We start from the raw sequence: 12,874 nt of genomic DNA, 5'->3' as shown, positions 1-12,874 counted from the left end.
GACCATGTAGCTGAGGCATACAGCAACGAAGCTGATCAGGCAGGCACCCACAAAGAAACCAAGCAGGGTACCCACAGGACCGGCCTGGGGCAGGAACATATCACCGGGAAGCACAAAGCAACCCCAACCGACAATGGAGCCCAGAGCCAGTGCGCACATCTGCAATGGCGAGAGGGACTTTTCCAACTTGACCTGTTCCGACATACCATTTTCTCCGTTATGAATTTGATACCGCTGCGGATTGCTTGTTATGGCTGCCATACATGCACATGAAGCCTGGTCGTTACACCCTTTGGCGAACTCCCGGGCGAAAACTATAGTCCCTCCCTGCACAGCAATAAGCGTGCCATATGTGAAAAACTTCCCTATGTCGGACAATATCCCGTTTTCTCACGAAAAAAGGAATAATAACCATTATTTTAATTTAAAAAATGATAATTAAAATAAAAAAATTTTGATTTTTATATCAAAATTTATATTACATTCTGTAAAAAAAGACCTGCTTGTGATTATTTGGCTAACCATACCCTCCTGAGGCCCCTTCAGTCGGTCCCCCCTCCAGCACCTTGATTTATCTGCCTTATGCAGCCCATCCCTGCAGACAGACCCGCGACAGCGGCATCGGTCACCGGCCATGAATGCCCTGAGCCAAGGGCTCCCGGCCCGCAAGATAAAGGCAAAATAACCTTACGCAGCCAATATAATTGAAGATCGTTCAAATCACCCTGATGCGGCATGGAAATTGCTGCCCTCAGGCAAGCTTGTGCCTGACGGCACAGCCTTGTGACCCATATCACCGGCCTGTTCATGCGGACTGGCGAACGTCCTTACAGATGGAGTTGACGTACCATGAGCATCTCAGCGAGCCCCGGGCGGCTCTCCTGCGGCTCTTCCCTGCTGGCCGGCGGCCCTTTGTGCATCATCCTCGGCGCCCTGTGCTTCAGCACCACCGGCACCGTGCAGGCCCTGGCCCCGGATGGCAGCCATCCTCTGGGCATCGGGGCCCTGCGCATGCAGATCGGGGCGCTGGCCCTCTGGGCCTGGTGCGCCTGCCGGCATTCCCTGCCCGCGGGGCTGCGGCACTGGCAGTTGCGCTGGCTCATCCCCGCCACGCTGGGCCTGCTGGGCTTCCAGGTCTTTTTCTTCTGGGGCGTCCAGCAGGCGGGCGTCGCCGTGGGCACGGTGACGGCCATCGGCTTCTCTCCCGTCATGGCCGCCATCCTGGCCCGCATCATCCTGGGCGAACGCCCTGCCCGCATCTGGTACCCGGCCACGGGCCTGGCCCTGGCCGGGCTCGTGCTGCTCAATCTGGGCAGCAGCCAGGACACCAGCACGGCCGCCCTGCTCCTGCCCCTGCTGGCGGGGGCCTGCTACGGCGCCTACTTCGTCTTCAGCAAGCCTCTGGGCCGGACCCACGCGCCGGAGCACATCATGCTCCTGCTCTGCGCGGGCAGCGGGCTCCTGCTGCTGCCCGTCCATTTCTGCACGCCGCCGCTCTGGCTGCTGCACCCCCAAGGGATGGGGATGGCCCTGTATCTGGGCGTCGTGACCGCCGCCCTGGCCTTCAGCCTTACCCTGGCCGGGCTGCGCCGCACCCCCACGGCCATGGCCGCCACGCTGGCCCTGGTGGAGCCGCTGGGCGCCGCCTGCTGGGGCATCTTTTTGCTGCATGAGCCTGTCGGCGGGCAGGAGCTGGCAGGTATGGGACTGCTTTTCGGCGGTGTGGCCCTGCTGGCCCTGGGCAAGAAAACGGAGAACACGCCCCCGACGGAGGAACATGCCTCCTCCCGGCCCCTGAGCGGGGAAGGCGCCCCCCAGCACTGATAGACAGGCAAGATCCCGGAGACTGTCGGCTGCAGACGACAGCTCCCAAGGGTCCGGGAAGGATGTTCTCCGTGTCCTCCCGGGCCCTTGTTTTTTTACCGGCCTCCGTACCGGCCGCCTGGCTCCGAAACACCAACGGGCCGCCCCTTTCGGGACGGCCCGTTTCGTTATCCGCGGGACACAGGGGCCCCACAGACGCAAAAAGCCCCTGACGCTCTCGCATCAGGGGCTTGCATGCAATGGTGGGTCGTGCGGGGTTCGAACCTGCGACTCTCTGCTTAAAAGGCAGATACTCTACCTACTGAGTTAACGACCCGTTGAGACGTTTCAGATATACAAATCCCCACATGAAGTCAAGGATTATTTTCCACAAATCCGTTTTTCCGGCCGTTCCATGCCACAACGGCACGGCTTTGTCCCCCCCCTCATCGTGCGGGGCACCGCCACGGCCGGACACCCTAACGTCTTTTGCCGGGGCTAGGCGTTCTTCTTTTCCTGCTTGGCCCAGGAATCGCGCAGGCCCACGGTGCGGTTGAAGACCGGGCGCTCGTCGGTGCTGTCCTTGTCCTTGCAGAAGTAGCCCACGCGCTCGAACTGCACCTTGGCGCCCACTTCCTTGGCAGCCAGGGCCGGTTCCAGCATGGCGGTCACTTCGCGCAGGGAGTCGGGATTGATGGCATCCAGGAAGGTCTGGCCTTCGGGCATGGCATTGGGGTTCTCGGCCGAGAACAGATGCTCGTACAGGCGCACGGTGGCGGGCACGGCATGGCGCGCGGAGACCCAGTGGATGGTGCCCTTGACCTTGCGGCCGTCGGGGCTCTGGCCGCCGCGGCTCTCGGGATCGTAGGTGCAGCGCAGTTCCACCAGATTGCCGGCATCGTCGTACACGGCTTCGCGGCAGGTGATGAAATAGGCGTAACGCAGACGCACTTCCGCGCCGGGCGCCAGGCGGTGATACTTCTTGGGCGGATCCTGACGGAAGTCGTCGCGTTCGATCCACAGTTCACGCGAGAAGGGCACGGTGCGGCTGCCGTAGGCGGCATCTTCGGGATGCCAGGGCATCTCGAATTCTTCCACCTGGTCTTCGGGGTAGTTCTCGATGACCACCTTCACGGGATCCAGCACGGCCATGGCGCGCGGGGTGTGGGCGTTGAGGTATTCGCGGATGCAGAATTCCAGCACGGCGTAATCCACCATGGAGTCGGAGCGGGCGATGCCGATGCGGCTGCAGAACTCGCGCAGGGCCTCCGGCGGCACGCCGCGGCGGCGCAGGCCGCTCAGGGTGGGCATGCGCGGGTCGTCCCAGCCCTTGACGTAGCCTTCCTTCACCAGCTGGATGAGCTTGCGCTTGGACAGCACCGTGTGGGTGAGGTTGAGGCGCGCGAACTCGATCTGCTGGGGATGGTACACTTCCAGGGCGTCCAGCACCCAGTCATAGAGCTCGCGGTTGTTCTCGAACTCCAGCGTGCAGATGGAGTGGGTGATGCCTTCCAGCGAGTCCGACAGGCAGTGGGTGAAGTCGTACATGGGATAGATGCACCACTTGTTGCCCGTGCGGTGATGTTCGGCATGGCGGATGCGGTACAGGGTGGGGTCGCGCATGACCAGATTGGGCGAGGCCATGTCGATCTTGGCGCGCAGCACATGCTCGCCGTCGGCGAATTCCCCGGCGCGCATGCGGCGGAACAGGTCCAGGTTCTCTTCCACGCTGCGGTTGCGGCAGGGGCTCTCCTTGCCGGGACGGGTCAGGGTGCCGCGGTACTCGCGGATCTCGTCGGCGCTCAGGTCGTCCACATAGGCCTTGCCCTTGAGGATGAGCTGCTCGGCGTATTCGTAGAGCTTGTCGAAATAGTTGGACGCATAGAATTCGCGGTCGTCCCATTCACCGCCCAGCCACTTCACGTCCTCGCGGATGGAATCCACGTATTCGGTGTCTTCCTTGACGGGGTTGGTGTCGTCGAAGCGCAGGTTGCACATGCCGCCGAACTCGCGTGCCACGCCGAAGTTCAGGCAGATGGACTTGGCATGGCCCAGATGCAGGTAGCCGTTGGGTTCCGGAGGAAAGCGCGTGTGCACCTGACCCCCGAAACGACCCGACGCGTTGTCGTCCATGATGCGGGCGCGGATGAAGTCCACACCGGCTTTGGGATTGTCGTTGCTTTCCGCGGCAGCGGCCACGGTCTCGGCCTTGTTTTCGCTCATGGCGTTGTTCCTCCGTAAGATATTGAACGCAGCAGGATACGCCAAGCCGGTACGGGGGTCAACGCCGCCCGCCGGGCCTTCCCGGCAAAGACGAAGATTTTTTTGTGCCTTTACCGGATTTTCCCTTGACAAGTAGGCCCTTCCCGACTAATGTACAGCCTCACGCGGGAATGACGATGTCTTCCCTGAGCGGAGAGGTGTCCGAGTCGGCCGAAGGAGCTCGCCTGCTAAGCGAGTATACGGGCTTAAACCTGTATCGAGGGTTCAAATCCCTCCCTCTCCGCCACTAAGGCAGCAAAGCCGGTAGGTTACAGCATGTAGCTTACCGGCTTTTTTCGTGCCTGAAAAATGGCCTCCCCGGCGAAGATGTATACCAAGGAGTATACCGGCGTACCGAAACAGCCGTTTCCAGGGGGGCACGTAAACAGGCTGCCCAGCCTTGCTTATGGCGGCCTTTTTGAGCGTGGGAAACGCTTCGGCTGGTGGTACGGTGTGCGAAGCCGACAAAAAAGGCCGGAGATTGTCTCCCCGGCCTTTCGGTTGTCTGGTTGTTAGCTGGCCTTCAAGGGCTGGTTCATTTCTTCAATCACCCCCGCCAAGTGATCTACTGGGGGGCACAAGCTGTGCAAGTAGGTGTCCGTGGTGGTGGCGCGCTGGTGGCCCAGCATGTGCTGAATGTCGCACAGCGTCACCTTGTTCGTGCTTACGAGCATGGAGGCGAAGTAGTGCCGCAGCGCATGAAAACCGAACTCCCTGACACCAGCTTCACGGCACAGCCGTTTCAGCATGCGGCATATGGAGGGCTGATTCCGTCTGTACGGCCCATGCGTAGCGGGATTGACGAAAACATACGGGCTGCCCTCTGATAGCGGGTGAAGCCGCGTCAACACGTCACGCAGCGTATGGCCGACAGGAACCAGACGGGCAGTCTTGGAGCCATTCCGGCTTTTGTGCGTCCACAGCCTGATGGAGCCGTCCAAAACGTCTTCCCATTTCAGGTTGAGCACTTCGCTGAGGCGTGCCCCCGTGTAGCTGATGACCGTCAATATATCTCTTTCCTGCTGCGTAGCAGCGGCGAAGACTTTCTCAACGTCATCCTTTGAAGGGACGTACTTGACGAACTCCTCTTCCGGGAAGGGCTTGACCGCCTGCCAAGGATTGCCGTTGAGCTCTGATTTGTGCCAGTTCCAAAGGGCCTTGAGCGTACGTATACGCCTGTTGGCCGTTTTGGCACCGCTACGGGCCATGACGCCGTTGCTAAAGGCACGCGCCATGCTCAAGGTAACGTCATCCATAGCGCAGTCCTGCAAGCGGCAGTCTTTCCTGATGTAGCTGGCGAACTCCCGCAGGTGCTTCTTCTTCTCCCTAAGGGTGTTGGAAGCTATACGCAGCTCGCAGTCAGCTATGTACTGGCTACAGGCCAGCGAATACATCAAACGGGGCTGTGCTACCATTGCTGGGGCTTGCCTCATTGCCAACTCCCATATCTTTGCTTCTTGGAGCGTCAGAAAGCGCTTCTTGCGTATTACACCACCTACTTTGACGCTTGCCTCGTACCGACTGCACGTCTTCATCTCTATCTTGTTGATAGCCATAATAGCTGTACCTTCCTTGTTTTGTGTAGTTCAAGACTTCCACAGGGTCAAAACGGACGCTTCTGAGGTCTCTACCATGCGTTACAAAGTAGTGGGGGAACTCGCGCCACGTCTTTCTGAAGGTAGCTGGGGAGATTTGTAAAATTTCTGCTATCTCTCTATATCTCTTTAACTGCAGATCCATCACGCGCCGCCTCGCAAGCTTTTCTAATGGCTTCAACAAGAATCTTATTATCAGCATAGCATATCGATGCGGTCTTTTTATTCTTAATATCATCAAGGTATCTTGTATTTCAATTTACGTAAGAAAATTGAGCAGGCCCTTTCACTAACCTTAGCGGTAGTCTTTGGCGCAAATTTGATATTATTTTTCCCGATGCATCCCCACATGTGCGATTTGCCAGACATCTTGATGAATCCTATATCGTAAGACCATTTTTCAGGCTTTGTGATATAGCCAACATGCTTGTCAAATTCACATGGCTTGATGCAACAGGCCGTTGTCGTGTCTGGAGCTGTACGTATTTTGGCTGATGCGAGTGACGCATCCCACAGCTCTTCGACGAACTGATGCTCTTCTTGAGAGAAGTTGAGGCTGCTTTTCTTGAACAGGTTCCCTAGCATGTGAAAGTGGAATCCTACGTTTTTCTTCCACTCGCACTTGTAGATGAACCAGCTTTTTTTGAAGTGGTACTTCAATTTCTTCGTAAAAGAATTGAGGACCTTCCGATAGGTGGGGTAGTCGAATGGCTGGCGGCCATTATTAGGAATGATAAGCGTGATGAATAGCTTTGGCGGGACTGCCAAGGAGCAAAGTGTACGGCGTAAACCGGCAAGACGCTGTTGCCTTGCCTTACCGAGGGTGTATTGGTTGCGATACTGGCCGTTACGCCGAATAGGGGTGCGCTTTCCTTCTTCCGTCGTGATGCTGCAATACTTTCCAGCAATGCTGAGGCATTTCATAGGTCGTCCTTTTTTTCATGGTTTTATACTCCTAAACAGTAAATATTATTAAAAACTTTCTATTATACCCAGGCATAAGGCCAACTTCATGCCCACTACGGCGGGTTAAGGCAGGAAACGTATTCCATATCAGTTCTCCTTTCTTGGCATATTTTTTGCTTGCTAGGCATCAGCTTGTGCCAGTAGGGCTAGCGAACAAAAATCGCCTTACCATACCACAGATTCCAAGGGATAACTAACATAAATAATGTTATATTTTGCCAATAACACACCGTAAAAATGTACTTTTTATCTTTTTTTGCCTTTTTTCAAAAAAATTTTCTCCTGTATAAACAGGTAGTTAGACGAGCTGATTAAGCCATTTTTCCCTAGTCTACCCACCTCCCCACAGGAAACTTCGCTGAAAGCTGCATCCTTGCGCCTCAACTTTCCCCCTTGGTCAAACGCGACCTTCAGGAACTTGACACGGGCCTCAGCTCTCCCCTTTCTGCGACCAGCCAAGACGTATCCCGTTCGCGCGGCTTGAAGACCCGCTTCCTTGACACGTGCCTTTTACTCGTGGAGCTCCCCAGCTACCTTCTTTCTTATAGGGAAGAGAAGAGCTAAAAGACTCAGCCCTTTCCCCTTCTGATGCATCAAGTTCAGCGTTTAGACGGTTAACAAACGAATTGGCATATAACCCTCCTTAAAGTAGTTCTTTTTCATATAAAAGTAATATTGTCGTATAGTTATACGTATACTACTACAGACAGTCTCCTTGGCACGTTTGCCGTTTTGCGAAGACAAGCCCTTAATCTTTCCCCTTAACCACGCCTCTTGAGCGTTCTTTGGGCAGGAAAGAAGAAAAGGAGGCGTGTAAAACGACACGCCCCCCTTTTTCCTCTACTACTGCTTCGGCGGGTAAACGGCCTTCACGAGCTTGTCAAACTCCGGTTTCAGCTCGAACAGCTTCTCAAGCACGGCCTTCATGGGAGCCAGCGACATTTTGAGGTCGGGGAACTCCTTTTTGACTTCGCCGGGAACCAGCGTGAACGGCATGAAAATGGATCCTCGTTGGTGCAGCTTGAAGCCAGCCTCCTTGAGCCGGGCGTTCTGCTCGTAGAACTCCTTCATGGCCTTCTTTACCTTATATAAGGAAGGCCCGCCGGTCTTACCGACCATCCTGAACTCGAAGCACATGGAGCCGCCGTTCACACCAAGCGCCTGGGACAGCCAGTAACCGTTGTCGCCTTCGTTCTCCCACAGCCGAAAGCACACAAGGGGATCACCGTTAGCTTTGTACGGCCAGTGAGCGCAGGCAAACCACGTTTCTTCGTGCTCCTCGTCGTCGCCGGTCACAAGCGCGTACTGGCCGCGCCACGGCGTTCTGTCGCCAACACGCATGGATATGGCCTTATTCATGGCTTGGAAGACCTGCCGCTCAACGCTCTCGGTAAGCGATTCGGCTTCAATGTTGCCGGGGTTGTCGAGAAGGTACAGACACATTTCTTTCGTGTAAGACATAAATAACTCCTATCTTATAATAAATGAAAAGCCCCCTGCGGGAATGCAGAGGGCTTTAGCCGAAAGCCATTTTCGGCTTTTTACTATTATATCATATTTTATAAAAAAGTCAATATAGAATCAATATTAAACCTTAGAGCGTGTTTGGAAACTTCAGCTTTTATAGTTACAAGAAGGCATGTGGACAAAAAAAGACTGTGCGCGGCAGCAAAAACTCGCGAAGACTGTCAAACGGTACCCCAGCGATCTGACGGACAAAGAATGGGCGCTTGTACGTCCTCTCCTGCCCCCTGCTTCTGGAGAAGGTCGGAGGCGCAAAACAGACCTGCGTGAGATCATCAATGCGTTGCGCTATCTTATACGTTCTGGATGTTCGTGGAGGATGCTCCCGCAAGAATTCGGGCCGTGGCAAACTGTCTACTGGTGGTTTCGACGACTGATGAGGCGTTTCCTCTTTGCAACGATACTCGATATTTGTACCATGCTCGACCGGCATCGCCAGAAAAAGACTCTCGCCCCTTCTCTTGCAGTCCTGGACAGCCAGTCAGTGAAGGCCCCACATGCTTCGGATCGTGGGATCGATGCCCACAAGAAGATCGTTGGTAGAAAACGGCATGTAGCAGTGGATTCCGACGGTCGTCTCCTGCTCGTCAATATGACCCCGGCCAACGTGGCAGATAGTACAGGAGCGCAAATGATCCTGGATGCAATGTATCGCAAGTGGCCATCAGTAAAACATTTTTTTGCAGACGGGGCCTATGAGCGCAAGTCATTGATGGACAAGGCCACCTATCTTGGATTTGTTGTGGAAGTCGTGAAACGCACACCAGGGCAGACAGGCTTTCAGCCAGTGGCGAAGCGTTGGGTAGTTGAACGAACATTCGGCTGGCTGGTTCGCTGGAGGCGTCTTGTGCGGGATTACGAGCGACGCCTTGATGTGTCTGAGTCCATGACTCAAATAGCCATGGCAAGCATACTGTTGAAACGTTTCATTATTGATAAATGAGTTTCCAAACACGCTCTAAGAACATAACTTGAAAGTTAGGATCTTCTCTCTTTTTCTGAAAGTATCGTGCCATTTTATACTATTTGCATAGGGTGTACGCATCGTTTTACCTATCTAATCCGTAGCTGTTCAGAGGAGTGGAGTACCGGAGTCATCCAATTTTGATGTTGGGGTGTAATGTTGGTTTTGTCTGACTAAAAATCTCAATAGTTGTGGAGGGGAAAATGCATAATCTTATTATATTATTTGTATTTATTTTTTTTATCAACACATCATTATGCCAAGCTGGATCTGACAAAATGACATTCTTTGATTTAAAGTTTGGAATGTCTATTGAAGAAGTAAAAAATATTACAGAAAATTTTAAGCACAGCTTTACAAAGCATTCTCCATCTGAGGGGGTAGTTAGATGCAATTCTATGTTATTAAAATGGGGAGAACAAAACCCTAGGTGGGACTATATTTTTATTGATAACAATCTATCTAGAGTGATTGTAGAAGTAAAACAACATCCTGATGTTGTAATGAAAAAGCTTGAAGACATATATGGAGGATATGCACAAATAAGTTATTCTATAGATAATTTCAAAAAAAGAAAGACAGAACACTACATATGGAAAGGAAAATTTAATGATTTAGATGACACAATAAAAAAGATGAAAACAGTGTCATATCTAAAAGTAAAATCAGTAGATTTTATATCTAAATGCGATAGCTATGATATTAAATATCATAAAAAAGGAACAGGATTTGTATTTCCAGGAATACTTTACTATTCGGTAAAAAGCTATGATGAAAAAATAAATACAGCAAAAATTAAGGATAAAAAACAAAAAGAAAAAATGAAAGAGAAACAATTACAGGAGCAATACGATAAATTAAAACTGTAATTGAATATCTGCTGTGTCTTTCGTAAAGAAAAGAGAAGCGAGAGTTTGCGCCGTACCGAACGCATGGGAAGAAAGCCATGTAACGGAGGACATCTTATCTTTTTAACGGGGCTACCTGCAAGCACTGCTCTGGAGCTGAAGGCTCATGCAAGGCACACGGCTTGCAATCTCTTGAAAGAATGCTTATAAAAAAGGTGCCGGGAGAATGCTACCAACACTCCCCCGGCAGGTACGACGCATGAGCGTCCCTTTGATGTTACGTGGTTAACTGCTTGTTTCAGCCCTCGCCCGGTGCCCGCCGGACGGGGGCCTTTGTTTTATCTACAGCCGGGACGAGGCCCGGAGCATCAGACAAAGGAGCGTCAGCAGCGCCAAGAGCACAAGGCGTCTCATGCGGCTAACCTCCCTTACCCGGCAAACGGGAGTTTGCGCCGTACCGAACGCATGGGAAGAAGCCACGTAACGGGGGACATCTTAGCTTTTTAGGCCGAGAGAATCAATATAAATGCAGCTTACTGGTATACCACTCAAAAAGGAGTACCTTTATGCTAGAGCTGCAAAATGATGATATTTACGAACTCGTTATAGATAATTCTTACTTCATTTTCATTGGCAATGATAGTTTCAACGAAGAAATAGGCTATTTTAGTGAACTCAGAGTCCAGCAGCCTTTCAGCATCATCACAGATTCCGACAACAAATACTCAAAGTTTGGTGAAGTATTACTGTCGGCTGATACAAAGTCAAACAAAGATGCCTTTATTAATGACGTTATAGAAAGAATATCAAAAGTAGACAATGTTTTTATATTCTCTGATATGAGTACCGATGAAGTAGCTAAAGAGACAGCAAATATATGTGAGTTATCAAAAGATAAGCAGACAATACTCATAATCAAGCCAAATGCTATCCTAGACGAAAATACCGCCACAAACATCTCCGAACATGCCAATATAACCATACTTTCACAGGTTAGAGATAAATCTTTCAACATCTTCAAAGTAACTTACTTAGCTATCAGCCATATTCTAAACAGCCTTCGCGATACCGAAGAAGAGCATATTTTCGGAATCCTCAGCTATGGTAGCGCAAATGGCGATCTCAGCGGCATAAAGTCATGCGTTCAAGCTACCGAAGGACTGGAATCAAGCTACCGTGAAAAAATACAGGAGCTCAGTCTTATGCTTTCCGTTGGCGATGATGTATCATTTAAAGAGGTAGAGAACGCTTTCAAGTTCCCGGCAAACATGCTTGAATGTAATGGCAGTATAATAATCGACGCTGAAAAGAACCCGCAAAGTGCTAGCCTGGATGTGTTGGCGCTTGCTTTTGTGGGCTGATTGTCTAACGTATTTTTTCAAGTTTTATGGTACGTATGGCGTAGCGCAGCGCCATAACGCGCAGAACGTGTTGAAATTGAAAAATAAATACCAAGTATTCTAGATAGTTAAAAACAAAATCAATCGACTGCTAAGCGAGTATACGGGCTTAAACCTGTATCGAGGGTTCAAATCCCTCCCTCTCCGCCACTAAGGCAGCAAAGCCGGTAGGTTACAGCATGTAGCTTACCGGCTTTTTCGTGCCTGAAAAATAGCCTCCCCGGCGAAGATGTATACCAAGGAGTATACCGGCGTGCCGAAACAGCCGTTTCCAGGGGGATATGTAAACAGGTTGCCCAGCCTTGCCTGTAAAACGCTTCGGCCGGTACACGGTGTGCGAAACCAACAAAAAAGGCCGGAGATCGTCTCCCCGGCCTTTCGGTTGTCTGGTTGCTAGCTGGCCTTTGGGCTGGTTCATTTCTTCAATCACCACCGCCAAGTGATCTACCGGGGGGCACAAGCTGTGCAAGTAGGTGTCCGTGGTAGTGGCGCGCTGGTGGCCCAGCATGTGTTGAATGTCGCACAGCGTCACCTTGTTCGTGCTTACGAGCATGGAGGCGAAGTAGTGCTGCAGCGCATGAAAACCGAACTCCCTGACACCAGCTCCACGACACAGCCTTTTCAGCATGCGGCATATGGAGGGCTGATTCCGTCTGTACGGCCCATGCGTAGCGGGATTGACGAAAACATACGGGCTGCCCTCTGATAGAGGGTAAAGCCGCGTCAACACGTCACGCAGCGTTTGGCCGACAGGAACCAGACGGGACGTCTTGGAGCCATTCCGGCTTTTGCGCGTCCACAATTCGTATGAAAATACTTTGCAATATTTTCTGCAATGGAGTTGCATGAAAACTATTGCAAGTTATTTTAATAAACTTATCTGTATTGAAATACCGCTTTTATCGGAGATATTATTCCATATAAATGTAAATATGAGGATACATGTATGCTCATCAGAGATGCTATATCCTGTCTCAGGGATCAAACAGGACTATCCAGAAAAGAATGTAAATTTATCCTAAAACAAGAAGGAAAAATTCGCTCTGGAGGAAATACTACGAATGGCTTGCTGGCTAGCGGCAAGGGCGGGGCTAGCCTGCTCATCAATACATACCTTGCCCAGGAGCAAGGCATCTACTTTAAAGAATTAAAGCAAGAAATCGAGCGGATAAAAGCGACATCTCCCTATAGGCCAGTTGTCCATGTACATAAAAAAATAGCTGACCACTTACGCAACTGTCAGGAGTATGCACGTCCCCACCGGCTGGCGGCATGCGACCTCAAAAACGTCCTTGCCAGCCTGAACCTTTTAACTCCCGACGGAGAAACTGTCCCCGCTGTTTGCCTAAATGGCATCCCAGTACGGCCCATCACTCCCAGCATGGTTCTTTCCTGGCCAGAGGATACGATCCTCACGTCTCCCCTGCTGGCAGCCATCGCTGCCTACAAGACGGAAAACCAGGCTCCACGCTGGGTACAAAAATACCTGCCCCGTTCCGTTTAGGTCCCCCC

Annotated in this window: 10 protein-coding genes, 2 tRNA genes and 1 pseudogene; 6 read left to right on the top strand and 7 right to left on the bottom strand. The window is 51.9% G+C overall.

The window, feature by feature from the left end; translation table 11 throughout:
* A pseudogene (locus ACQRAG_RS07740) lies at nt 1–204 on the bottom strand (APC family permease); the annotation flags it as partial.
* A gap of 645 nt (nt 205–849) precedes the next feature.
* Between ACQRAG_RS07740 and ACQRAG_RS07735 the strand changes: the two are divergent.
* Nucleotides 850–1,824, top strand: coding sequence for a DMT family transporter (locus ACQRAG_RS07735; RefSeq protein WP_300706423.1), 975 nt, complete (start codon nt 850–852; stop codon nt 1,822–1,824).
* A gap of 240 nt (nt 1,825–2,064) precedes the next feature.
* Here the strand turns inward: ACQRAG_RS07735 and ACQRAG_RS07730 are convergent.
* Together ACQRAG_RS07730 and ACQRAG_RS07725 are read right to left on the bottom strand one after the other, a co-directional pair.
* Nucleotides 2,065–2,140 (bottom strand) — tRNA-Lys (locus ACQRAG_RS07730).
* Nucleotides 2,141–2,301: 161 nt separating this feature from the next.
* A complete protein-coding gene (locus ACQRAG_RS07725; protein WP_006007487.1) occupies nt 2,302–4,026 on the bottom strand; it encodes a glutamine--tRNA ligase/YqeY domain fusion protein in 1,725 nt (574 codons plus the stop codon).
* A 191-nt stretch (nt 4,027–4,217) separates the two neighbouring features.
* On the opposite strand from ACQRAG_RS07725, the gene ACQRAG_RS07720 reads away from it, so the two are divergent.
* Nucleotides 4,218–4,312, top strand: a tRNA-Ser gene (locus tag ACQRAG_RS07720).
* 265 nt (nt 4,313–4,577) lie between these two features.
* Here the strand turns inward: ACQRAG_RS07720 and ACQRAG_RS07715 are convergent.
* The 3 genes from ACQRAG_RS07715 to ACQRAG_RS07705 form a co-directional block, all read right to left on the bottom strand.
* Nucleotides 4,578–5,621 (bottom strand): tyrosine-type recombinase/integrase, encoded by a 1,044-nt coding sequence (locus ACQRAG_RS07715; RefSeq protein ID WP_427804181.1) that lies wholly within the window; start codon nt 5,619–5,621, stop codon nt 4,578–4,580.
* 276 nt (nt 5,622–5,897) lie between these two features.
* A complete protein-coding gene (locus ACQRAG_RS07710; RefSeq protein WP_427804182.1) occupies nt 5,898–6,584 on the bottom strand; it encodes a hypothetical protein in 687 nt (228 codons plus the stop codon).
* 885 nt (nt 6,585–7,469) lie between these two features.
* Nucleotides 7,470–8,087 (bottom strand): hypothetical protein, encoded by a 618-nt coding sequence (locus tag ACQRAG_RS07705; RefSeq protein ID WP_427804183.1) that lies wholly within the window; start codon nt 8,085–8,087, stop codon nt 7,470–7,472.
* A 178-nt stretch (nt 8,088–8,265) separates the two neighbouring features.
* Between ACQRAG_RS07705 and ACQRAG_RS07700 the strand changes: the two genes are divergently transcribed.
* The 3 genes from ACQRAG_RS07700 to ACQRAG_RS07690 all read left to right on the top strand — a co-directional run bounded on the left by ACQRAG_RS07700 (nt 8,266) and on the right by ACQRAG_RS07690 (nt 11,323).
* Entirely contained in the window at nt 8,266–9,093 is an 828-nt protein-coding gene (locus ACQRAG_RS07700) for an IS5 family transposase (RefSeq protein ID WP_289616894.1), read from the top strand.
* A gap of 224 nt (nt 9,094–9,317) precedes the next feature.
* Nucleotides 9,318–9,983: a hypothetical protein gene (locus tag ACQRAG_RS07695; RefSeq protein ID WP_427799894.1), complete on the top strand. Its 666-nt coding sequence runs from the start codon at nt 9,318–9,320 to the stop codon at nt 9,981–9,983.
* Nucleotides 9,984–10,528: 545 nt separating this feature from the next.
* On the top strand, nt 10,529–11,323 hold the full coding sequence (locus ACQRAG_RS07690) for a hypothetical protein (RefSeq protein ID WP_427805308.1): 795 nt from the start codon (nt 10,529–10,531) through the stop codon (nt 11,321–11,323).
* 211 nt (nt 11,324–11,534) lie between these two features.
* Here ACQRAG_RS07690 and ACQRAG_RS07685 read toward each other — a convergent pair whose 3' ends face one another.
* Complete coding sequence (locus tag ACQRAG_RS07685) at nt 11,535–12,209, bottom strand: tyrosine-type recombinase/integrase (RefSeq protein ID WP_427803772.1); 675 nt, start codon at nt 12,207–12,209, stop codon at nt 11,535–11,537.
* Nucleotides 12,210–12,308: 99 nt separating this feature from the next.
* Between ACQRAG_RS07685 and ACQRAG_RS07680 the strand changes: the two genes are divergently transcribed.
* Entirely contained in the window at nt 12,309–12,866 is a 558-nt protein-coding gene (locus ACQRAG_RS07680; protein ID WP_427803773.1) for a hypothetical protein, read from the top strand.
* Nucleotides 12,867–12,874: the final 8 nt, after the last annotated feature.

Origin of the sequence: Desulfovibrio sp. SGI.230, from assembly GCF_050313065.1 — a bacterium.
Lineage (GTDB): Bacteria > Desulfobacterota > Desulfovibrionia > Desulfovibrionales > Desulfovibrionaceae > Desulfovibrio.
The sequence above is the reverse complement of the archived record's forward strand: the minus strand, read 5'-3'. Positions and strand labels throughout refer to the sequence as shown.